At 71.7% G+C, this 22,489-nt stretch carries 20 protein-coding genes and 1 pseudogene; 16 read left to right on the plus strand and 5 right to left on the minus strand.

All coding sequences use genetic code 11. The features are described from left to right. Window positions 1-201 (minus strand): hypothetical protein, encoded by a 201-nt coding sequence (locus ACFSE6_RS02705; RefSeq protein WP_388002156.1) that lies wholly within the window; start codon window positions 199-201, stop codon window positions 1-3. 34 nt (window positions 202-235) lie between these two features. Between ACFSE6_RS02705 and ACFSE6_RS02710 the strand changes: the two are divergent. The 7 genes and pseudogenes from ACFSE6_RS02710 to ACFSE6_RS02740 form a co-directional block, all read left to right on the plus strand. Beyond that, window positions 236-865, plus strand: a pseudogene (locus ACFSE6_RS02710) (CpaF family protein); the annotation flags it as partial. Window positions 866-867: 2 nt separating this feature from the next. After that, complete coding sequence (locus ACFSE6_RS02715) at window positions 868-1,728, plus strand: type II secretion system F family protein (protein ID WP_388002157.1); 861 nt, start codon at window positions 868-870, stop codon at window positions 1,726-1,728. Beyond that, a complete protein-coding gene (locus ACFSE6_RS02720) occupies window positions 1,725-2,657 on the plus strand; it encodes a type II secretion system F family protein (RefSeq protein WP_388002158.1) in 933 nt (310 codons plus the stop codon). The genes ACFSE6_RS02715 and ACFSE6_RS02720 overlap by 4 nt, the downstream gene beginning before the upstream one ends. 63 nt (window positions 2,658-2,720) lie before the next feature. Beyond that, entirely contained in the window at window positions 2,721-2,918 is a 198-nt protein-coding gene (locus ACFSE6_RS02725) for a hypothetical protein (RefSeq protein ID WP_388002159.1), read from the plus strand. 59 nt (window positions 2,919-2,977) lie between these two features. Then, complete coding sequence (locus ACFSE6_RS02730) at window positions 2,978-3,355, plus strand: TadE/TadG family type IV pilus assembly protein (RefSeq protein ID WP_388002160.1); 378 nt, start codon at window positions 2,978-2,980, stop codon at window positions 3,353-3,355. Continuing rightward, the gene (locus ACFSE6_RS02735; RefSeq protein ID WP_388002161.1) at window positions 3,352-3,813 is read left to right on the plus strand and encodes a pilus assembly protein; all 462 of its coding nucleotides are present in this window, start codon (window positions 3,352-3,354) and stop codon (window positions 3,811-3,813) included. The genes ACFSE6_RS02730 and ACFSE6_RS02735 overlap by 4 nt, the downstream gene beginning before the upstream one ends. Next, a complete protein-coding gene (locus ACFSE6_RS02740; RefSeq protein ID WP_388002162.1) occupies window positions 3,810-4,277 on the plus strand; it encodes a pilus assembly protein TadG-related protein in 468 nt (155 codons plus the stop codon). Before ACFSE6_RS02735 ends, ACFSE6_RS02740 begins: the two co-directional genes overlap by 4 nt. A 45-nt stretch (window positions 4,278-4,322) precedes the next feature. Here ACFSE6_RS02740 and ACFSE6_RS02745 read toward each other — a convergent pair whose 3' ends face one another. Further along, on the minus strand, window positions 4,323-5,795 hold the full coding sequence (locus tag ACFSE6_RS02745) for an FAD-dependent monooxygenase (RefSeq protein ID WP_388002163.1): 1,473 nt from the start codon (window positions 5,793-5,795) through the stop codon (window positions 4,323-4,325). 149 nt (window positions 5,796-5,944) lie between these two features. On the opposite strand from ACFSE6_RS02745, the gene ACFSE6_RS02750 reads away from it, so the two are divergent. Beyond that, window positions 5,945-6,853 carry a hypothetical protein gene (locus ACFSE6_RS02750; RefSeq protein ID WP_388002164.1) on the plus strand — a complete coding sequence of 303 codons (909 nt, stop codon included), beginning with the start codon at window positions 5,945-5,947 and terminating at the stop codon, window positions 6,851-6,853. Continuing rightward, on the plus strand, window positions 6,850-7,413 hold the full coding sequence (locus tag ACFSE6_RS02755) for a GNAT family N-acetyltransferase (RefSeq protein WP_388002165.1): 564 nt from the start codon (window positions 6,850-6,852) through the stop codon (window positions 7,411-7,413). Before ACFSE6_RS02750 ends, ACFSE6_RS02755 begins: the two co-directional genes overlap by 4 nt. Window positions 7,414-7,512: 99 nt before the next feature. Here the strand turns inward: ACFSE6_RS02755 and ACFSE6_RS02760 are convergent, their stop codons facing one another. Then, window positions 7,513-8,052, minus strand: a complete 540-nt coding sequence (locus ACFSE6_RS02760) for a CBU_0592 family membrane protein (RefSeq protein WP_388002166.1) — start codon at window positions 8,050-8,052, stop codon at window positions 7,513-7,515. Between the two features lie 63 nt (window positions 8,053-8,115). Between ACFSE6_RS02760 and ACFSE6_RS02765 the strand changes: the two genes are divergently transcribed. The 6 genes from ACFSE6_RS02765 (at window position 8,116) to ACFSE6_RS02790 (ending at window position 14,752) form a co-directional block, all read left to right on the plus strand. Then, window positions 8,116-9,021: a LysR family transcriptional regulator gene (locus tag ACFSE6_RS02765; RefSeq protein WP_388002167.1), complete on the plus strand. Its 906-nt coding sequence runs from the start codon at window positions 8,116-8,118 to the stop codon at window positions 9,019-9,021. Window positions 9,022-9,076: 55 nt separating this feature from the next. Continuing rightward, complete coding sequence (locus ACFSE6_RS02770; protein ID WP_388002168.1) at window positions 9,077-10,294, plus strand: multidrug effflux MFS transporter; 1,218 nt, start codon at window positions 9,077-9,079, stop codon at window positions 10,292-10,294. Window positions 10,295-10,505: 211 nt separating this feature from the next. Next, on the plus strand, window positions 10,506-11,627 hold the full coding sequence (gene prfB, locus ACFSE6_RS02775) for a peptide chain release factor 2 (protein WP_388002169.1): 1,122 nt from the start codon (window positions 10,506-10,508) through the stop codon (window positions 11,625-11,627). A gap of 105 nt (window positions 11,628-11,732) precedes the next feature. Beyond that, window positions 11,733-12,422, plus strand: a complete 690-nt coding sequence (ftsE, locus tag ACFSE6_RS02780) for a cell division ATP-binding protein FtsE (RefSeq protein ID WP_388002170.1) — start codon at window positions 11,733-11,735, stop codon at window positions 12,420-12,422. 12 nt (window positions 12,423-12,434) lie between these two features. Further along, entirely contained in the window at window positions 12,435-13,349 is a 915-nt protein-coding gene (gene ftsX / locus ACFSE6_RS02785) for a permease-like cell division protein FtsX (protein WP_388002171.1), read from the plus strand. An 11-nt stretch (window positions 13,350-13,360) separates the two neighbouring features. Then, complete coding sequence (locus ACFSE6_RS02790; RefSeq protein WP_388002172.1) at window positions 13,361-14,752, plus strand: peptidoglycan DD-metalloendopeptidase family protein; 1,392 nt, start codon at window positions 13,361-13,363, stop codon at window positions 14,750-14,752. Between the two features lie 41 nt (window positions 14,753-14,793). On the opposite strand, the gene ACFSE6_RS02795 is transcribed toward ACFSE6_RS02790, so the two are convergent. Next, the gene (locus tag ACFSE6_RS02795) at window positions 14,794-15,183 is read right to left on the minus strand and encodes an RNA-binding S4 domain-containing protein (protein ID WP_388002173.1); all 390 of its coding nucleotides are present in this window, start codon (window positions 15,181-15,183) and stop codon (window positions 14,794-14,796) included. A gap of 60 nt (window positions 15,184-15,243) precedes the next feature. Further along, window positions 15,244-18,864 (minus strand): ATP-binding cassette domain-containing protein, encoded by a 3,621-nt coding sequence (locus tag ACFSE6_RS02800; RefSeq protein WP_388002358.1) that lies wholly within the window; start codon window positions 18,862-18,864, stop codon window positions 15,244-15,246. A 168-nt stretch (window positions 18,865-19,032) separates the two neighbouring features. Here ACFSE6_RS02800 and ACFSE6_RS02805 point away from each other — a divergent pair, with 168 nt between their 5' ends. Beyond that, the gene (locus ACFSE6_RS02805; protein ID WP_388002174.1) at window positions 19,033-22,443 is read left to right on the plus strand and encodes a phosphodiester glycosidase family protein; all 3,411 of its coding nucleotides are present in this window, start codon (window positions 19,033-19,035) and stop codon (window positions 22,441-22,443) included. The last annotated feature ends 46 nt before the right edge of the window (window positions 22,444-22,489 follow it).

Genomic DNA, 22,489 nt, shown 5'->3' on the forward strand with positions numbered 1-22,489 from the left:
TCACGCCTCCGTGTACGTCGCGTGCGTCGCGGGATTGGTCGGCGTCACCGGGTCGACCATGATCTCGACCCGTGCGTACGGCTCGCCGCGCTGCTTCAGCTCGTTCACGATCGCGGCGCGTGCCCGCTCCCGCGCATCCGGCCCGACCGGCACTGTGGCGTACCACCTGCCGTACCCATCTGCCCATGTCTTGACGCTCATTGCCTCGCCCTTCCTGCTCTCCGCCCCGCCTATCGGAGCGCTACAGGTAAGACGGTCTCAGCATGACCCGGCACTGGCCGGGTCGATACCGGCCCACGAGCGCGTCATCACCGCCGAGGAGGTCTTCGAGCTACAGCTGGCCAACCGCGACGTCGTCGCGATGCAGACCCGACAGGCGAATCTGGAAGGAACCGGGGAGATCCCGCTGCGGCGCCTGGTCAAGGAGGCGCTGCGTATGCGACCGGACCGCATCATCATCGGCGAGGTGCGCGAGGCTGAGGCCTTCGACATGTTGGTCGCTCTGAACGCCGGCATCCCGGGCATGTGCACGTTGCACGCCAACTCGGCACGGGAGGCCGTGACCAAGCTCTGCACTCTTCCGCTGCTCGCCGGCGAGAACGTCACCGCGGCCTTCGTCGTCCCGACCGTGGCCTCGGCCATCGACCTTGTGGTCCACCTCGAGCTCGACCGCGACGGCCACCGGTGTGTGCGTGAGATCGCGGGCGTCACCGGACGTGTCGAGGACGGTGTGGTCGAGGTCAGTGAGTTGTTCGCCCGTCAGGACGGAGCGCTGCGGCGGCGGTCCGGATTCCCTGCCGGGGAGGAACGATTCCGCCGGGCTGGCTACGACCTGGCCGCCCTGCTCGCGGACGGTGCGGCCTGATCATGGGCGCTGTCGTCGGACTGTTGCTAGGGGCCGGGTTACTCAGTATCTGGTTCGCCTGCTTCGAACGTCCGGAGCCGACCCGGCGCGCCCGGGCAGGTTGGTCGGAACGGACCCAGGACATGCTGGTCCAGGCCGGGGCCCCACGCGTCACTCCGGCGGGCCTGGTCCTCACCTCGGCGGTGCTGGGCCTCGTGACGTTCGTGCTCGGAGCATTGCTGACTGCCTCGCCGCCGATCGCCGGGGCGTTCGGGGTGATCGTCACCGGCGCACCGACGCTGGTCATGCGCGCACGTGCGCGACGACGGCGCGTGCGTCTGCGCGCGGTCTGGCCCGAGGTGATCGACGATCTCGTCTCCGCCATCCGCGCTGGGCTGGCTCTCCCTGAGGCGCTCATCGCGCTCTCGGAACGTGGTCCGGAGGAGGTACGTGGTGAGTTCCGCCAGTTCGCGGAGGACTACCGGGCGACGGGCCGGTTCGGAGAATCACTCGATGCGCTGAAGGCTCGGCTGGCCGACCCGGTGGCGGACCGGATCGTCGAGGCACTGCGACTAACCCGCGAGGTCGGCGGCACCGATCTGGGCAGGCTGCTACGGACCCTCGCGCGCATGCTCCGCGAGGACCTGCGCACCAGGGGCGAGCTGGAGGCCCGGCAGTCCTGGACCGTCGGCGGAGCTCGGCTGGCGGTTGCTGCGCCGTGGGTCGTCCTGCTCCTGCTGTCCACCCGTGGTGAGGCGGCCGCCGCGTACAACTCCGCGGCCGGCGTGGTGGTCCTCCTGGCCGGTGCCGGGTGTTGCGTGCTCGCCTACGTCCTCATGGTCCGGATCGGCCGGCTTCCGGAGGAAGCGCGGGTCATGCGATGAGTCCGACGGCGGTGGGCGCCCTGGTCGGCCTGGTCGGTGGAGTGGGCCTGTGCCTGGTCCTCTGGCGAGTGGCCGCGCGGCGGATCACCCTGTCCGAACGGATCGCCCCGTACCTTCGCGAACGGCCACGAACCTCACGGCTGCTCGCGGAGGCGGCGCAGCACACCCCGTTCCCGACGGCCGAGCGTCTCCTCGCGCCGCTGGTCCACGACGCCGGCCGTGTCCTCGAGCGCCTGGGCTCGTCGTCGGTGAGCATCCGGCGGCGCCTGCAGCTGCTCGGCGGAAGCACGACACACGACCAGTTTCGCACCGAGCAGCTCATGTGGGGGGCCGTGGGCCTCGCCGTGGGCACACTGCTCGCGCTCACGGCGGGCGTCGTTCGTGGTGCGCCGTTCGTGCCGCTGCTGGTCGGGGTGATCCTCTGTGGTCTCGGCGGTGCGGTCGCTCGGGACCAGCTACTGACAAGCCAGGCTCGCCGCCGTCAGGAACGCATGGCGCAGGAGCTCCCAGACGTCGCCGAACTCCTCGCACTGGCCGTCTCGGCGGGAGAGGGACCGATCGGGGCGCTGGAGCGGGTGTCCCGGACTACGCACGGCGAGCTCACCGGAGAGGTCCGCCGGACCTTGGCGGAGGCGCGGTCGGGGACTCCACTGGCGGTCGCCCTCGAGAACATGGCCGCCCGCACCGACGAAGCCGCCATCGCCCGGTTCGCAGAAGGCGTCAGTGTGGCGCTGGAACGCGGCACGCCGCTTGCCGACGTGCTTCGTGCGCAGGCGCAGGACGCGCGTGAGAGCGCGCGACGGGAACTCATGGAGACCGGCGGGAAGAAGGAACTCGGCATGATGGTGCCGGTCGTCTTCCTGGTCCTGCCGGTGACCGTGGTGTTCGCGATCTTTCCCGGAGTGGCCGTGCTCGAGGTGGGCTTATGAACGACCCACCACGATCACCGCCGCCCGTGCTCGCCCACCCATCCGACCCCGAAGGAAGACCCGATGCTGACCACTCTCTTCACACTCCTTGCCACCAAGCTCGGCTGGTCGCCCCAGGACGACCCCGAGCGCGGCGACGTGCCCGGCTGGGTCCTCGTGACTTTGATGACGGCGGGTCTGGTCGTCGCCATCTGGGCGATCGCCGGGCCGCTTCTCCAGCAGGTCTTCGAGACCGCGATCCAGCGCGTGCTCGACACCTGAGTCGGGTGTTCCGCACTCCGGTGACGGCTCGTCGTGCCCGATGGGGCCGGGACGGTGGCGTGGATCGGGAGCGTGGCTCGGCGGTCGCGGAGTTTGCGATGGTCTCCGGCCTGGTCGTCGTACTGGTGGTGGCACTCGTCCAGGTGGTACTCGGCCTGCACGTCCGCAACACCCTCATCGACTCGGCCGCTGAGGGCGCCCGCCACGCGGCCCTTGCCGGTGCCGGTCACGCCGCGGGCGTCGAACGCACGCGCGAGCTGATCAGTGCCGGACTGTCCTCGAGCTACGCCGACCACGTCAGCGCCACCACGGTCCAGGTCTCGGGAGCCACATTGGTACGGGTCGACGTCAGTGCGCCGCTGCCGGTGATCGGCCTGCTCGGTCCGAGCGGAGTGCTCGAGGTCAGTGGCCATGCCATCCAGGAGGACGGGCCGTGAGACTGTCCGCTCTGCCGCGCTTCGGTACCGACGGTGAACGGGGGAGCTCGACGATCGAGTTCCTCGCCGTCACGGTGCTGATGCTCGTCCCGGCCGTGTACCTGGTGCTGACGCTGGCTCAGGTCCAGGCGGCGGCCTTCGCGGCCGAGGGCGCCGCGCGTGAGGCGGGCCGGCATCTGGCCCAGGCCGACTCGTTCCAGGACGGCATGGCCACGGCGACTCGTGCGGTGGAGCTCGCGTTCGACGACCAGGGCATCGAGGTCGACGGCGCTCGTGCCCTCGCGGTCGAGTGCTCGCAGGACCCGTGTCTGTCACCCGGCGCTCACGTCGCCGTCGAGGTCGCGACCCACGTCGACCTGCCGCTCGTGCCGGACATCGTGCGCGACGTCGTGCCGGCCGCTGTCCCGGTCAGCGCGGCGCACGTCGTCGCCGTGCCGCAGTTCCGGGAAACCGCATGACGCGCGCCGCTCTCGCGTTTCCAGCCCGCGACAGCGGGCAGATCATGGTGCTCACGGCCGCGTTGACCGCCTTCGTCCTGGCGCTTGTGTTCGCCGTGGCGAGCGCGACCTCCGTGTACATCGACCGGAAGCGACTGCTCTCGCTCGCCGACGGAGCGGCGGTCGACGCCGCCGACGCGCTGGATGAGGAGCTGTACTTCACCGACCCGCCCGCCGGCGACCGGATCCCGATCTCCGACGCCTCCGTCGACGACGCGGTCTCGGAATACCTCGACCAGACCCCGGCGGCGTTGCTCGCCGAGTTCGACCAGCTTGCCGTCGTCGAGCCCACCGGTACCCCGGACGGGACGACGGCGCAGGTCACCCTGGCGGCCGTGGCACGCCCGCCGTTGGTTCCCTGGGTGCTCGTGCCCTGGAGCGACGGCATCGCGCTCCGCGTGACCTCGACCGCACGGGCCGGGTGATTTCGGGGACGCTCGACGAACGACTGCCCAGCGTGCGGCCGGCCGTCACGAGCTCTCGCCCACAGGCGCTGACCGAGCTCGGTCGCGAGTCTCCGGTTCGCCGAACCAGCGGCGGAGCCGCTCCTCGAGACCGCCCTGATCCTCAACATCCTCGCCCACCCAGACGACGTGCCCGTCGGGCCGGAGCAGGACCGCCGGAACGTCGAGCTCCTCGCTGCCGTCCGTCAGGTGATCGACGCGGCCGGCCCACCCGTCGACGCTGAGCGTTCCCGTCCGGTCGAGCAGTAGCCCCCGCCCGGCGTGCAGGTGAGCGTACAGGTCGCCGTCGGTGAGCCGGACGTTGCGCAGCCGCCGGCCGAGAAGGGCGTGGCCGGTGCCGACGTCGTATCGGATCCCGGTTGCGGTGACCTTCTCGACCAGATGGCGCGTCACGCCCTCGAGGTCCATGAGCTCGGAGAGCAGGCGGCGTACCGCTTGCGGACCCGGCTCGGGCCGCAGCAGTTCCGACTGGGCGCGGGTGTTGTCGAGTACGTCGGCGGCGACGGGCCGGCGCTCGCTCTCATAGGTGTCGAGCAGGCCGGGCGGCGCCCAGCCGGAGATTTCGCCAGCCAGCTTCCAGCCCAGGTTGAACGCGTCCTGCACGCCGAGGTTGAGTCCCTGGCCGCCCATCGGCGGATGGACGTGCGCCGCGTCGCCGGCGAGCAGCACCCGGCCTGCCCGATAGTGCTCCGCCAACCGGGTCGCGTCGTCGAACCGGCTCAGCCAACGCGGGGAGTGCACACCGAAGTCGGTTCCTGCGACGGCGCGGAGCCGTTCCCGGACCTCTTCCAGGGTCGGTGGCCCCGCTCCGCGCGCGGAGACACTCTCGGCCGGCACGACGACGTTGTAGGCGCCGTCACTGGACGGACCCACACCGAACCCCCGCGTCGTCCTCCGGACCTCGTCGACGACCGCCGCGACCGCCTCGGCCGGCACGCTCACCTCCATCTCGCCCCGCAGCCACTCGTTGGTGGCGGCCTCGCCCGGGAAGTCGATGCCGGCAAGCCTGCGGACCGTACTGCGTCCACCGTCGCACCCGACGAGGTGCCGCGCGCGGATCTGCCGCCCGTCGGCGAGCTCGGCGCTCACCCCGTGCGCGTCCTGGACCAGTCCCACGAGCTCGCAGCCGCGGCGCAGCTCGACACCGAGCTCGTCCGCTCGTTCGCGCAGCACCCGCTCCGTGACGGGTTGTGGGATGCCGAGGACGTACGGATGAGTGGTGTCCAGGTCCGGCGGGTCCTTGGCGATCCCGGCGAAGTGCGCACCGAGCGGATAGGTCTGGCCCAGGGCGAGGACCCGATCCGCCATTCCCCGCTGCTGAAGGATCTCGATCGTCCGGGCGTGTAGGCCCAGCGCACGCACCGCCTGGGTCGGCTCGAGATCCTTCTCCAGCACCACGACGTCGACGCCTTGGAGCCGCAGTTCGATGGCCAGCATGGTCCCGGTCGGACCCCCGCCGACGACGGTCACATCGTGCATCTCAACCTGCTCTCTGCTCGGAGGCTGAGCAGTCTCGTGCACCGATGGGGCCTTGCCGCAAGACCCCGCCTGCGCTATAGCTTGGAGGTGGCAAGGGCGATGGGGCTTATCGCAGAGACCCACCGCTGGGGATCCGATTGAATGGGCGCATGCCCGAGCAGCCCTCCGACCTCGTCGCCGTCGCGAACGAGCTCTACGGCCTGCCGCTCGGCGAGTTCGTCCCCACCCGCAACACGCGCGCCAAGCAGGCCCGCAAGGACGGTGACACCGATCTGGCGTGGGCGATCCAAGGTCTGGCGAAGCCCTCACTCGCGGCCTGGCTGGCCAACATCATGGTCCGTCACATGGCCGACGAGATCGGCCAGGTGCTGGACCTGGGCGAGACCCTGCGACAGGCGCAGAACGACCTCGACGCTTCGCAACTACGGGAGCTGGGCCAGCAACGACGCCGCCTGCTGAGCGCAGTGGTCGAGAAGGGCCGCGACCTCGCCGACGATCTGGGACAGCAGATCAGTTCCGGCGTCGCGGATCAGACGGCCGAGTCGTTGCAGGCGGCTATGGCGGACGAGCAGGCAGCGGCCGCGCTGCGCACGGGACTGCTCGTCCAACCCATGGCCAGCAGCGGCCTCGAGTCCGTCGACCTGGATGGCGTCGTGGCGGTGCCGGAAGCGGTGGGCGACCGGTCCCCGGCCCGGCCCAAGAAGGGCGGTCGGAAGAAGTCCGCCGAGAAGGACAAGGAGGCCGAGCGCCGCGCCGCCGTCGAGCGGGCCGAAGCCGCGCTCGCCGACGCCGAGCGACAGGCCCGTAGAGCCGAGCGCGAACGTGGCAAGCACGAGGAGAAAGTCGCCAAGCTCGAGGCTCGCGCGCTACAGCTTCGATCGGAGATCGATGAGCTGCGGCGCCGGCTCGTCGACCAGGAGCACGCGCTCATGTCCACCGAGGACCGTCTCGAGGCCGCCGAGGACGCCCGGGACTCGGCGGTCGCCGCGGCCGAGGAGGCCGACGACGCCGTCGCCGACGTGCGCCGTGAACTCGACCGGCTCACCAGCGGGCCATGACGACGGTCCTGCGTTCCTGGCGCGTCGACGACGCCGACGCCCTCCGTGCGGCCGTCGCGGAGAGCCCGGATCTCGAGGCCCAGCTTCCGGATCTCCCACTGCACGACCGCGACGGGTGCGCGACAGCGATCCGTACGGTGCTCGCCGGGCAAGACGCCCCGTACCTCAATCTTGCGATCGTCGACGATGGCCTCGCTGTCGGCAACGTCGGCATCAGTTCTATCGATCGACGTCATGAGACTGCCTGGATCTCGTACTGGATGACGTGCAGACTTCGCGGCCGCGGCACGACGGCGAAAGCCGTCGCCAGCGCCGCTGAATGGGTATACCTGGAGCTCGACCTGTTCCGGCTCGAGTTGGGACATCGCGTGAACAACCCGGCCTCATGTGCTGTCGCCATCCGCGCGGGCTTCGTGGTCGAAGGCCTCGAGCGCGCCAAGCTGCGTTACGGGAGCCAGCGATACGACGTCGAAACCCACGCGCGATTGCGTACCGATCGGGCCCCCGAGACGCCGCTCTTGCAGCTCGAGGACATCGTTCTGCCTCGTGAACAAGGATGACGCCGCATCGCTGTGCAGAGCCCCTCTGTGTACAGCGGTGACAGCTCGGCACAAGAGTGACGAGTCGGCACAAGAGTGACGACTCGCGAGGGGGTGGGGTCAGGCGGCGAGGGTGGACCGCCGGCGACGCCGCTGGCCGGGGCGGCCGGCCGGGCGGGTCGACGCATTGCCGGCGGCGGGCGTCGAACGTTCGGGGGACGGCTGAGCCGACGCCGGGCCCTCGCCGTCGCCGAGGTCAGCCACCTGCTCTGCGGCCTCCGCCGTCGAGCCGGCGGGGGAGACCACGGACCGGCGGGTACCGCGGCGGCGGCGCACCTCCATGAGTTCGGCCGCGCGGCGGCGCGCCATCCGGCGTGCCGCGGCCATCCGGCGCTCGATGATCTGGCGCCGCAACGCGAGGATCGCGACCACCCCGATCCCGACCCAGATGATGTTCGCGACGGTGGAGGGCCACGCACCGGAAGCGGCCGAGCTCGCGCCGACGGCCAGGGCCCCCATGACGTTGAGGCCCTGATAGCTCACCGACGAGGCACGCAACCGACCGCTGGACAGGCGCGCGTAAGCGATCAGCTGGATGGCGACGCCGATCCAGCCGATCACTGCGAGAACGGTGAGAATCTGCTGCTGCACGTCATCCATGGTGCGCCTTCGTCGCGTGAAGGGCAATCGAATCTTTGCGCATCCGGTGTAAAGTTGCTCTTCATGGACATCGACCCACGCCGCCTTGGTTTTCTCTTGGCCGTCAGCAGGTCCGGAGGAGTCCTCGCGGCCGCCGACATGCTCCATGTCAGCCCGTCCGCCGTGTCCCAGCAAATCGCGCGTTTGGAGGCCGAGGCGGGGGTGAAGGTCCTCGACCGGCAGCCGGCGGGCGCCACCCTCACCCCGGCGGGCAAACTCCTCTCCGAGACGGCCGAACGCATCGAGTCCGAGCTGGGGGAAACTCGCCGGGCGCTGGCAGAGTTGGAAGGCGACGTGTCCGGTGTGGTAACGGTCGGCGCGTTCCAGACCGTCATCCGGGCCGTACTCGTCCCGCTGCTCAGTGAGCTCGAGCAGGCACTGCCGGGCGTCGACCTGGTGGTGCACGAGGTCGCCGAGGAACAGGGACAGCGCGCCCTGCGCCGCGGAGAGCTCGACCTGCTCGCCACCGAGCACGACGTGGCGGAACCGGCACCCGCTCCGCCGGGCACGCGTGACGTCCCGTTCCTCGACGAACCGTGGGTGGTGGCGCTGCCGGCCACCGACCCGGAACCGTCCGGGCTGCTGGACCTCGCCGACCGGACGTGGCTCGCCCCCGAGCACAGCAACGCCACGGCGCGGGCGCTCGACCGGCTCGCCAAGGAACTGTCGCTGGACAAGCGGGCCGCCCACACCTACCGCGACTTCGATGTCGCCCTGTCCATGGTGGCGGCCGGGCTCGGCATCGCCCTGCTGCCGGAACTGGCCATCCGGCGCCATCTGCCCGAGAACGTCCAGTGGGCAGCCCTGCCGGGCCTCGGCTACCGCCGGCTGTTCGTGCGCCATCGGGTCACCCGCACGGAGCCACGCGCCGCCACCCAGGCCGTGCTGGAGCAGATGATCCAGGTCGCCGCCGCGCTCGAACCGCTCTGACACCCCGGCCCCGCCCACCGGCCACCGGTCGTTGGTCCGGCCGTGACATGCGACGATGAAGGCCGTGAGCTTTCCCGCCACGGCCCGGCCGCCCATCTCCCTGGTGCTGATCCTCGGGTCGATGGCGGCTCTGCCCGCCGTGACGACGGACCTGTACCTGCCGTCCCTGCCGGTGGTGGCCGAGGAGCTGGAGTCCTCCCACACCCTCGTGCAGGCCACCATCACCGGCGTCCTCGTCGGCGGCGCCGTCGGCCAGCTCCTCACCGGCCCGCTCTCCGACCGGTTCGGGCGGCGCCGACCGGTCCTCATCGGGTTCGCCGTCCACGTCCTCATGTCCGTGCTGTGCGCGCTCACGCCCGGCATCTGGCCGCTGGTGGTGCTGCGCGTCCTGCAGGGGATCGGGAACGCCACGGCCACCGTCACCGCCATGGCGGTCATCCGGGACCGCTACACCGGCGCAGGTGCCTCCGTCCTGATGTCCCGGCTCATGCTGGTCATCGGCGTCGCGCCGCTGTTCGCGCCCACCGCCGGCGGGCTGATCGCCGGCTGGTGGGGCTGGAGGTCCACCTTCATGGTTCTCGCCGTGCTCGGCGCGATCCTCATCCTCGTGCTGTCCAAGGCGCTGCCGGAGACACTCCCGCCGGACCGCCGCCGCAGCGAAGGCCTGCGCGGTGCCGCGCGCGGGTACCGCGTCCTCCTGCGCGACCGGCACTTCATGGCCCTCGCCGTGCTGCCCGGGCTCGGCATGGGGGCGCTGATGAGCTACGTGGCCGGCTCGCCGTTCGTCTTCCAGGAGGAGTACGGCCTCGGCGAGACCCAGTTCGCGCTCATCTTCGCCGTCAACGGCGCCGGCCTCGTCGCGGGGGCGCAGGTCAACGCCGCCCTCATGCGCCGCGTCACCCCGCTCGGGGTGATCCGCGTCATCGCCCCGACGACGGCGGTGCTCGGCGTCTGGCTGCTGCTCGTCGCCCTCGGCGGCGACCACAGCACCGGCGGGCTCGTGGCGCTGCTGGTGCCGCTGTTCCTCATGCTCACCATCAACTCGCTGCTCATGCCGAACGCCTCCGCGCTCGCGCTGTCCCAGCACGGTGAGCGGGCAGGCTCGGCGGCCGCGCTCGTCGGCGCCCTCCAGGCCGGCGTGGCCGGCACCATCTCTCCAGTGGTCGGCGCCCTGGGTGGCGACGGCATCGCGATGGCCGCGGTGATGCTCACGACCGTCGTCGTCGCGCTCGTGGTCATCGCCCTGGCCACCCCGGCCTACCGGCGCCCGTGACCCCTCCGTCCAGGCAGTGCCCGATGCCTCGCTTCCTCGCACTCCGCTCGTTCCTCGCTCGTGCTCGTCAGCTCGGCTGATTCCTCGCTTCCTCGCACTCCGCTCGTTCCTCGCTCGTGCTCGTCAGCTCGGCTGATGCCTCGCTTCCTCGCACTCCGCTCGTTCCTCGCTCGTGCTCGTCAGCTCGGCTGATCGCGTAACCTTGCGGCCCGTGGCCACCGACTTCAGCAGCGAGATCGCTCAGCTCCGCACCGTCTACGAGTCCATCAGCGCCGTGGTGGACCCGGAGGCGCTGCGCGCGCGGGTGGCGGAGCTGTCCGACCAGGCCGCCGCCCCCGACCTGTGGGACGACCCCGAGGCCGCGCAGGCGGTCACCTCGCGCCTCTCGCACGCGCAGACCGATCTGGCACGCGTGGAGAAGATGGCGGAGCGCATCGACGACCTCGAGGCGCTCGTGCAGCTCGGTCAGGAGGAGCAGGGCGACGACGCCGCCGCCTTCCTCGAGGAAGCCGAGAAGGAGCTGAGGTCGTTGCGCAAGGATCTCAGCGAACTCGAGATCCGGACGTTGCTCTCCGGCGAGTACGACCAGCGTGAGGCCGTCGTGACCATCCGCGCCGGAGCTGGCGGCGTCGACGCCGCCGACTTCGCCGAGATGCTGCTGCGGATGTACCTGCGTTGGGCCGAACGGCACGGTTACCCCACCCAGGTTCTCGACACCTCCTACGCCGAGGAGGCGGGTCTGAAGTCCGCCACCTTCGAGGTCAAGGCGCCGTACGCGTTCGGCACCCTCTCCGTCGAGGGCGGTACGCACCGGCTGGTGCGGATCTCGCCGTTCGACAACCAGGGCCGGCGGCAGACCTCCTTCGCCGCCGTCGAGGTCGTCCCGCTCATCGAGCAGACGGACCACATCGACATCCCCGAGAACGAGATCAAGGTCGACGTCTTCCGGTCCTCGGGGCCCGGCGGCCAGTCGGTCAACACCACCGACTCGGCGGTGCGCATGACCCACATCCCCACCGGCATCGTCGTCTCGATGCAGAACGAGAAGTCCCAGATCCAGAACCGTGCCGCCGCGCTGCGCGTGCTGCAGTCCCGCCTGCTGCTGCTGCGCCGCCAGGAGGAGCAGGCCGCCCAGAAGGAGATGGCCGGGGACGTCAAGGCGAGCTGGGGTGACCAGATGCGCTCCTACGTTCTGCAGCCGTACCAGATGGTCAAGGACCTGCGCACCGAGCATGAGTCCGGGAACCCCTCCGCGGTCTTCGACGGCGAGATCGACGACTTCATCGACGCCGGCATCCGCTGGCGCAAGCAGCAGGAGCTCGAAGCCGCCTGACGCGTCCTGCGGCGTGTCTGCGGCTGATGACACGCTGCACATGCCTAGTCTGCGCCCAGGCCAGCAGTTGTACCTCCCCACTGTCGAGACTGGCCCGAGCTAGCCGTGATCAGATTCGAGAACGTCTCCAAGGTCTACGCCCGAGGCGCGCGCCCCGCTCTCGACCAGGTCAGCCTGGAGGTCGAGCGCGGTGAGTTCGTGTTCCTCGTGGGGGCGTCCGGATCCGGGAAGTCGACCTTCATCCGCCTCGTGCTGCGCGAGGAGCGTCCGACTTCCGGCCGGATCCACGCGCTCGGCAAGGACCTCGGCCAGGTCTCCCGGTGGAAGGTGCCCAAGCTGCGCCGGCAGATCGGCACCGTCTTCCAGGACTTCCGGCTGCTGAACAACAAGACCGTATTCGAGAACGTCGCCATCGCCCTCCAGGTGATCGGCAAACCCCGCCACCACATCCTCACCACCGTCCCCGAGATGATCGAGATGGTCGGTCTCGAGGGCAAGGAGAAGCGGCTGCCGCACGAGCTCTCCGGGGGTGAGCAGCAGCGCGTGGCCATCGCCCGTGCCATGGTCAACCGCCCGGCGGTGCTGCTGGCCGATGAGCCGACCGGCAACCTCGACCCGACGACGTCGATCGGCATCATGCGGTTGCTCGACCGCATCAACCGGACCGGCACCACGATCGTCATGGCCACCCACGACGACGAGATCGTCGACCAGATGCGCAAGCGCGTCGTCGAACTCGACGACGGCGTGATGGTCCGGGACCAGTCCCGCGGCGTCTACGGCGCGGCGCGTTAGGAGACAGACGCGATGCGACTGCGGTTCATCCTCTCCCAGACCTTCCAGGGCCTCTCCCGCAACCTGGCGATGTCGATCTCCGTCGCCCTGGTGACGTTCGTCTCGCTGACCTTCGTCGGCGCTGCGGCGTTGCTGCAGATCCAGATCGAGAACCTCAAGACCGACTGGTACGACCGCGTCGAGGTCTCGGCGTTCATGTGCCCGGAGAACTCCTCCACCCCCAACTGCGCCGCGGGCGAGGCCACCCAGGAGCAGATCGACGAGATCGGGGCGCTGCTCGAGTCCGAGGCGATGGCCCCCTACGTCGAGGAGGTCTACCTCGAGACCAAGGAGGACGCCTACGAGGCGTTCCAGGAGCAGATGGAGGACACCGTCTGGGCGCAGACCGTGACGGTGGACCAGATGCAGGTGTCCTACCGGGTCAAGCTCGTCGATCCGGAGCAGTACCAGATCGTGGCGGACGAGCTCACCGGCAGGCCGGGCGTGGAAGTCGTGGTCGACCAGCGCGAACAGCTCGAACCGCTCTTCCTCATCCTCAACCGCGCGACCCTGCTCTCGGTCGGCCTCGCCGGCGTCATGATCGTCACCGCCGTCCTGCTCATCACCACCACCATCCGGCTCTCGGCCATGTCGCGCCGGCGCGAGACCGGGATCATGCGGCTCGTCGGCGCCTCCAATCTCTTCATCCAGCTGCCGTTCATGCTCGAGGGTGCGGTCGCGGCCCTCGCAGGTGCCGCCCTTGCCGCCGGCGGTCTGTACCTGGGCGTGCAGTACCTCGTGGAGGACTGGCTCGCCACCTCCACGCCCTGGGTGCAGTTCGTCAACACCGGTGACGTCCTCACCATCGCCCCGTTCCTCGTCCTCGCGGCGATCCTGCTGGCCGGCATCAGCTCGATCGTCACACTCGGCCGATATACGAAAGTCTGAGGTAGGTCACCGTGCGCCGTTCTTCCCCCCGCCGCACCTCCGCCGCCCACCGAGCGACCGCCGCCGTGGCGGCCGTCCTGGCACTCACGCTGCTGACGCCGGTCGTCGCCCAGGCCGACGACCGGGACGACCTCGTCGAGCAGCAGCGCCAGGCCGAGCGTCGCCAGGCGGAGTTGGAGTCCTCACTCGAGGGTGTCGACGCCGAGCTCGCCGAGACCTACCTCCGGCTGGAGAACGCCCGCGAGCGGTTGCCGCAGGCGGAGGCCGAGCTGGCCGAGGCCGAGGAGCAGCTCGCCGCCGCGCAGCGCCGCCAGGAGCAGGTGGCCGGCCGGCTCGAGCTCGCCGAGGCCGAGGCCGCCTCGCTCGAGGAGGAGATCGCCACCGCGAACCGGGAGATCTCCCGGACCGAGACGGCGATGGGGGAGCTGGCCCGCAGCACCTACCGTGGCGACAACGCCGCCTCGACGCTCGACGTGGTCCTCGACGCTTCCTCCACCGAGGACTTCCTGGAGTCCTACTCCGTCACCACCTCGGCTGTACGGTCCCAGACGCGCGTGCTCGACGAGCTCGAGGAGGCGACGGCGGTCACCCGCAACCAGCAGCAGCGTCAGGCCGCCGTGCAGGACCGCATCAACGAATTGAAGGCCGAGGCCGACGCCGCCGTCGTGCAGGCCAACAACGCCCGCGACGCCGCCGCCGAACGCAAGGCCGAGATCGAACAGATCCAGGCGGACATGGAACAGCTGTCCACCGAGCTCGAGGAGCGGCAGTCCGAGTACCAGGACCAGCTGGCCGAGGTCGAGCAGGACCAGGAGCAGATCGCCTCGGAGATCGCGCGGATCGACGAGGAGAACCGGCGCCGTGAGGAGGCGCGCCGACGCGCCGAGGAGCGCCGCCAGCAGCAGCTGCAGCAGCAACAACAGCAACAGCAGTCCGCTCCCTCCGGTGGGGGCGGCTCCTCGAGCGGTGGTTCCTCCGGTGGGGGCGGCGGCTCGTCGTCGTCCATCGCCCCGCCCGTCAGCCCGCTGTACGTGACCTCGCCGTACGGCTACCGCGTGTACCCGATCACCGGTGGCTGGTTCATGCACAACGGCGTGGATCTGCGCTCGAGCTGCGGCGAGGCCCAGGGCGCGGCCGCATCCGGCACCGTCTCAGCGGTACGCGGGGCGTACGGCAACGGCACCCACGGCAACCAGGTGATGATCAACCACGGCATGATCAACGGGTCCTCCTGGGTGACGGTGTACAACCACCTCTCGGGCTTCGCCGTCTCGGAGGGGCAGACCGTCACCCAGGGCCAGACCATCGGCTACACCGGTGCGACCGGCGCCGTCACCGGGTGTCACGTGCACTTCGAGGTGTGGAAGAACGGGTCCACCATCGACCCGATGACGCTCTGGTGATGCGGTGTAGGTGGTCGGGCGCACGCAATGCCGCGCGCTGGTCAGTAGCCGCGCAGACGCTCGATCTCCCGTCGTTCCTTCTTGGTCGGGCGGCCCGCCCCGCGCTCCCGCCGGGGCACGGCATAGGCCTCGCGGGGGACCGGTGGCGGGCTGCGGTCGATGACGGCACGCGCCGCCGCCGGAGCGCCGACACGCTTCTCGAGCACCTCGCGCACCTCGAGGATCCGCTCGGGACGGGGCAGTCCGAGGCCACGCACCACGACCTCGTCGCCCACTGAGACCGTCGTCGCCGGCTTGGCCCGCTCACCGCTGACCCGCACGTGGCCGGCGCGGCAGGCCGACGTCGCCTGCGAACGCGTCTTGAACACCCGTACCGCCCACAACCAGCGGTCCACGCGGGTCGACGCCGGACGGGCGGACTCAGCAGCCATCCCGTCAGGGTAGGCCGACGCCGGCGGCGACGTCCGCCGGCCGGGCCGTGGCGGAACGGCTCAGCCGGCGAGCCGGCCCCACCGAGCAGCGAGCTCCTGCCACGGTCCGACGTCGGCGACCGCACCGTCGTCCAGGACCACCACCCGGTCCGCACGTGCCAGGGCCGCGCGCTTGGAGGAGGCACCGATCACCGTCGTGCCCCGCTCGCGCAGGGACTCCCACAACTCGATCTCCGTGGTGGCGTCCAACGCGCTCGAGACGTCGTCCGCGAGCAGCAGCTCCGCCTCGGTGGCCAACGCACGCGCCAGCGCCAGCCGCTGCACCTGGCCGCCGGAGAGCCGCACCCCACGGTGACCCACCAGCGCCTCGGGACCACCGGCGTCGGTGACGTCCTGCCCCAGGCGGGCCGCGCCGATCGGCTCGGCCACATCCCGGGCGTGGTCGAGGCGGAGGTTGTCCGCGAACGTCCCGGACAGCACCCGCGGGACCTGCGCGACATGCGCCACCTGGCCGGGCCGGAGGAACGCCTGGGCGTCGGTGACCTCGGTGCCGTTCCACCGCACCGAGCCGGTGTGCTCGACCAGGCCCGCCAGCGCCGAGAGCAGACTGGACTTGCCGGACCCCACCTGCCCCAGCAGGAGCACGAGCTCGCCGCGCCGTACGCACAGGTCCACCGAGGCGACCCCGATGGTGCCGTCGTCGTGGACGGCGGTGAGGTCCGCCAACTCCAGCTCCTGCAGCGGCTCGCGTGGCGCGGGCTCCGCCGCCGGCGCCCGGCCGGCGACGAGGTCCACGCCCGGCAGCGGTTGGACCAGGTCGACCCCACCGGCGAACCGGGCGGTGGCCACCTGCCACGCCCGGGTCCCCGGCGCCTCGGTCACCACCGCGCCGGCGACGATGCCGAACCAGCCGAAGCCCGTGACGGCGTTGGCCACCAGCAGCGTGGTCGCGAGCGTCCACGTGCCGTTCAGCAGCAGCGCCCAGGCGGCGACGACGCCCAGATGCAGCACGACGATCGGGACCGAGTCCAGCACCGCCTGCACCCGGTGCTCGAAGATCGCGGCCCGCACCCGGCCCGAGTCCACCTCGCGCAGGTGGCGGTGCACGTCGCGCGTGCGCGCCGCGAGCTTGACCGTCCGAGCTGCGTCCAACGCCGAGACCAGGGCACGCCCGAACCTCGCCCGCGCGGCCGAGGAGGCCGTGGCCGAGCGGCCGGCCACCGGACGCCCGAGCGCCGAGGCCGCGGTGGAGACCACCATGACGGCGAGCAGCACCGCTCCGGCCAGCCATGAGCGGGCGATGAGGGCGGTGACCGCTGCGATGACCAGGCCGTTGCCGAAGTCCACCCAGCGGTCCGCGTAACGGACGAACCGGTCGGCGTCCATCGCCCGGGCGACGACCTCGCCCGGCGGGGTCGGCGGCAGCCGGTAGCGCCGGGTCTGCCCGTGCATCACCCGCATCCGCACGCGCAGCAGGATCTCGATCCACCACCGCGGGTAGGCGTAGATCGCCCACGCCAGGCTCAGCGGCGAGAGCATGAGCAGCGCGGCCAGCAGATAGAGCAGCAGCGTCGGCGCGTCCTCGCCCGCCTGCAGCGGCTCGACCACCTGGCCCCACAGGAACCCGGTCAGCGCTCCCTGGCCGGCGACGAGACTGGAGACGAGGAACAGGACCCCGCCCCACAGGCCCCAACCGGGGCGGACCAGCAGGGCGTGCAGCACGCTGCGCGCCAGGCTGGGACCGTCGCCGGGGTCGGGCAGATCCGGTGGTGTGCCCCGGCGCCGCCGGCCGCCGACCGTCTCGGCGGGGCCCGTGGCGGGGTGCTCGGTCGGGGCACGATGCCCCGGCCGAGCATCCGCGTCCGCGTCCGCGTGCGGGTCTACGGCCTCGGCGGACGCCGGGCGTGCGGGGCCGTCGACCAGTCCGGCGGTCGACGCGCCGGCCTCGAGCAGGGTGCGGAACGGCCCCTCCTGCTGCGCCAGCCGAGTGCGCGGCCCGTACTGGGTCACCCGGCCACGATCGAGCACCGCGACCAGGTCGGCACGCTCGATCGTCGAGAGCCTGTGCGCGACGAGGACGCCGGTCCGGCCCCGCAGCAGTCGGTCGGCGGCTGCGACCACCCGCGACTCGGTCAGCGGATCCATCCGCGCCGTCGCCTCGTCGAGGACCACCACCTGGACGTCCCGCACGAGCAGCCGCGCGAACGCCACGAGCTGCTCCTCGCCGGCCGACAGGGAGACGCCCCCGGGGCCGAGCTGGGTGTCCAGTCCGTCCGGCAGGCCGGCCACCCAGCGGTCCAGGCCCAGCTCGGAGACCGCCGCCTGCACGTCCGAGCGGTCCACCGGCGCGAACAGCGCGATGTTCTCCGCGAGCGTGCCCGCGAGGATCTCGGTGCGCTGGGTGACCACGCCGACGGCGGCGCGCAGCTTGTCCAGGTCGAGATCGCACACGTCCGCCGAGCCCAGGAAGATCGACCCCGGTGACGGCTCCACCGCTCGGGAGATCAGCGCCGCGAGCGTGGATTTGCCGGACCCGGTGCGCCCCACGAGCGCGACCGTCCGGCCGGGCGGTACCTCGAGCGAGACATCGTGCAGGGCGAAGGTGCCCTCGTCGTAGGCGAACGTCAGGTTCTGCACCGTGAGCCCGACGGGTCCGGACGGGACCTCCTGGCCGCCCGCGGGCTCCGGCGGCACGGCCAGCAGCTGCCGGAGGCGGGTGATCGCGCCGAGTCCCTCCTGGATGTCCGGGAGGTGGTGGACCATGTTCGCCACCGACCCGACCATCATCGCGGTGACGAGGAAGAGCGTGACCAGCCGGGCGACGGAGAGGTCGCCGGCGGTCGCCAGCGCCACGCCGGCCACGGCGACCCCGGCCAGCAGTGCGCTGAGCACCACCTCGGCACGGACGATGAGCGAGGCCTCCAGCCGGGTCACGTCGCGCAGCTTGCGGTGCACGACGGCGGAGAGCTGCGCGAGCCGGCGTATCGCGAATGCCTGCCCGAGCGCGGTGCGCAGGTCGTTGCGGGCGGCCACGGCCTCCTCGAATGCCGCGGCATGGTCGGTCCAGGCCACCTCCTCGATGACCTTGCGGCGGGCGATCTCGCCGAGCAACCGGCGCACGAGCCACCACACGAGGACGCCGACGACGGGGAACGCCAGCCACGCCGGCCACCACGTCAGGCCGGCGACCACCCACATCGGCAGCACCCCGGCGACGGTGCGGCCGGCCGACCACAGCTGTCGCCGGACGAGGGTGCCCACGGCGTGCGAGTCGTCGTCGACCCGGTCCAGCAGTTCGCCCACGGCCTGCTCGGTCAGGGTCGAGACCGGCTGACTGAGCGCCGCGGTGAGCAGGTCGGTGCGCAGCCGGCCCTCCGCGCGGTCGACGACCGCTGCCCAGACCACCTGGCCGACGCCGTCGATCAGGGCCCCGCCGACCACGCAGGCGGCGAGGACGAGGAGCCCGGCGACGGTGGCCTGCTCGGCCAGCCGGCCGGCGGCGACCGTGCCGACAGCCTGGCCGGTCGCGCCGATCACCAACGCGACGAGGGCGAACGCCGCTCCGGCGCCACCGAGCCGCCGCCAGTCGAGCCGACGGCGCGGGTCCGGCGGCGGGCCTTCGGCCGTGGGAGGACCGGCCGGCTTCACGGCAGGCGGGTCCTCGGTCGGTGGGGACTGGATCGGCACCGGCACACGGTATGGCGAGCCACCGACGTCGGGCACGGCCTTTTCGGGCATGTGCGGGCCGGTACGCGACCGGAGGCATCCGGAGTTCACCGGCACCTCACCGCCGCGTCACCAGGGCAGGCCAAGGTGAGGGCGTCCCCGACCCTTTGGAGCTGCAGCATCGTGTTCCCCTCCCGGTCCGAACGGGCCTGTCGTCCGTCCGCCCGCCTGCTCACCGCCCTGACTCCCGCCCTGCTGGCGCTGCCACTCCTGGCGCCCGCGGCAGCGGCGGACGCCACGGACCCGCGCGGTACCTCACCGACCGCCGGTATGGACCTCGTCGGCGACGGTGTCTTCGCCACCGCGGAGACCGATCGTGTTGCGCCGGGGCTGGACGTCACCCGCTTCACACGCCTGGAGGAGGAGGGCTGGACCGCCGGGTCCGTGCTCACCGCGGACCTCACGGTCGACACCCTCGAGCTCGACGTCGTGAACTCCGGCACGGTGACCGACCCGGTGCCCGTATCCGAGCACCTCGCGCGCTCGGGTGCGGTGGCCGGCGTCAACGGTGACTTCTTCGACATCAACTATTCGAACGCGGCGCGTGGCACGGCCGTCGGCCATGACGGCCTGCTGAACGGCACCGCGACGCCGTACCCGGCGCTCGCGGTCTCCGAGGGGATCGCCACCGTGGGCGAGCTGAGCACCGAGGCGAGCGTCAGCGTCGACGGCGTCGACCACGACCTCGCCGGCGTCAACACCCCGCACCTTCCGGCCGGCGGCATCGGCGTCTACACCGCTGGATGGGGTGATCACTCGCTCACCCGGCCGGTCGGTGGCCCGGACGCGATCGCGCAGGACCTCGCCGCCGTCCGGCTCTCCGGCGACGACACGGTCACCGAGGTGCTCGGCGACCTCACCGGCCCTCAGCTCGAGGAAATCGACCTGACCGACGACGACCGGCTGCTGCTCGGCCGCGGCGGCGGTGCCGAGGTCCTCGAGCAGGTCACGGCCGGCGCGGAGGTCACCCTCGACATCGTCCCGTCCCTGCCCGCCGACGCCGCCGTCACCGGCAGCGACGTGCTCCTCGCGGACGGCGTCGTGGTCGCGGACGACCCGGCGGTCCACCCCCGCACCGCCGTCGGCGTCGGACCGGACGGGTCGGAGTTGTTCGTCCTCGCTCTCGACGGCCGGGCGCACGTCGGCCGCGGGATGTCCCTGCCCGAGGTCGCCCAGCTTCTCCTCGACATGGGCGCTACCGACGCCGTCAACCTCGACGGCGGGGGCTCAACCACCATGGTCGCCCGCACCGCCGGGGCCGCGGCCCCGCAGGTGATGAACACCCCGTCCGACGGCGAGGAACGGCCCGTGCCCAACGCGCTCGTGTTCCGCTCCACCGCGGAGTCGGGAACCGTCGCCGACGCGATGGTCGACACGGTGAGCGAGCAGCCCCACGCCGAGCGTGTCCTCCCCGGTCTGCGCCGCACGCTCGAGGGCACGGCGCTGGACGCGAATCTCGCACCCGTCGAGGCTGAGGGCACCTTCTCCACCGATTCCTCCGCGGTCAGCCTTTCACCGGACGGCAGCGGCCGCGCAGCCGTGACCGGGACGCAGCGTGGCACGGCCGAGGTCAGCTTCACCGCAGGCGAGGAGAGCGCCGCGACCGAGCTGGAGGTCATCGGCGAGCTCGATCACGTGCGTGCCTCCCGGGACATCCTCGCCCTGGCCGAGGCCGGCGACTCCGGCGAGATCACCGTCACCGGTGCGGACGCCGACGGCACCCGCGCCCCGATCGAGGTCACGGACATCCAGGTCGAGGCACCGGACGGCTTCACCGTCGAGCGCAGCGGCATCGAGACCCTGACCGTCACGGCCCACAGCGACGACGCCGCCGGCACCCTGCGCCTGAGCGTCGCCGGCCACACCGCCGAGGTGGCGCTCACCGCCGGCATGCGCGCCGAGGAGGTCGTCGACTTCTCCGACGCGGCCGACTGGACGTTCGACAGCGCGCGGGCCAGCGGCGAGGTCGCCCCGGCGACCGGTCCGGAACCCGGCACCAGCGGGCTGGATGTCAGCTACGACTTCACGCAGTCCACCGCCACCCGGGGCGGTTACGCCGTCGCTCCCGAGCCGGTGGAACTGCCCGGTCAGCCGCGCGCGGTGACCATGTGGATGCGCGGCTCCGGCGACGGCGAGTGGCCGCGGCTCCAGGTCCGCACCGGCGAGGGCACGGTCACCAACCTCGACGGCCCCATGGTCACCTGGGAGGGCTGGCAGCAGATCAGCTTCGAGGTGCCGTCCGGGACGTCCTACCCGCTCACGCTGGAGCGGGTGCGGATGATGGAGACCCGGCCGGACGCCCAGTACCAGGGCGAGGTGACGCTCGGACCGATCTCCGCCGTCGTCTCGGCCGAGGTGGACCCGCCGCAGAACGAGCCGGTCCACGACCCGGTGATCGTCACCGACGGCACCGTCGACGACCGGCCGTTGCACATCGCGGTCATGTCGGACGCCCAGTTCGTCGCCCGCAACCCCGACAGCGACCTCGTCCAGGCCGCAAGGCGCACGCTGCAGGAGATCGTGGCAGCCGATCCCGACCTGCTGGTCATCAACGGCGACCTCGTCGACGAAGCCACCCCGGCGGACTTCGATCTGGCCCGTCGCGTGCTGACCGAAGAGGTCGGCGATGCGGTCCCTTGGGTCTATGTCCCGGGCAACCACGAGATCATGGGTGGCGAGATCGAGAACTTCATCGACGAGTTCGGTGACCCGCAGCAGGCGTTGACCGTGCAGGGCACCCGCATCGTCACGCTGGACTCCTCGACCGGCACGCTGAACGGCGGTGGCACGGACCAGCTGCGGATGCTGGAGGACCAGCTCGCCTCCGCCGCGCAGGACCCGGCCGTGACCGGTGTCCTGGTGTTCGCCCACCACCCCACACGGGACCCGCTGCCCGACGCCGCCAGCCAGCTCACCGACCGCGAGGAGGCCGCGGCGCTCGAGCGCACCCTGGCCGACTTCCGGCGCGAGACCGGCAAGTCCGCCGCCTCGATCGCCGGCCACGTCGGCGTGTTCCACGGCTCCTCCGTGGACGGCGTCAGCTACCTCGTCAACGGCAACTCGGGCAAGGGACCGTCCGGTACCCCCGCCGAGGGCGGCTTCACCGGGTGGACGATGCTCGGCGTCGACCCGGCCGCCGGCGAGGTGGGCCGGCTGCCGGACGTGCCGGGTGACCGGCTGGGTTGGCTGCGTGCCCAGGTCAACCCGCGGGTGGACGAGGTCACCCTGACGGGGCCGTCGCGGATGCGCGTCGGCGATCAGGCCGACGTCGCCGCCACCGTCGTCCAGGACGACGGACGCGAGGTCCCGGTCGGCTGGCCGGTCTCGGCGGACTGGGACGGGCACCGCGTCACCATCGACGACGGCGGCAGCGGCGACGGCGTGAGCGTCATGGAGGCCCGTGGCGGGTCACTGCGGTACAACCCGGCCACCGGCGTCCTCACGGCCGTCCACCCGGGCCGCGGCGTGCTCACCGTCGAGGTGAACGGCGAGGTCGCGGAGCTGCCCGTCGTGGTGCGCGGGCCCGCGCGGTAGCCGGCGTCGGCCCCGGGCCGCAGGAGGTGCAGCTCGTCCTCCTCGA

This window comes from Georgenia deserti, from assembly GCF_042680605.1.
Taxonomy (GTDB): Bacteria; Actinomycetota; Actinomycetes; order Actinomycetales; family Actinomycetaceae; genus Allobogoriella; species Allobogoriella deserti.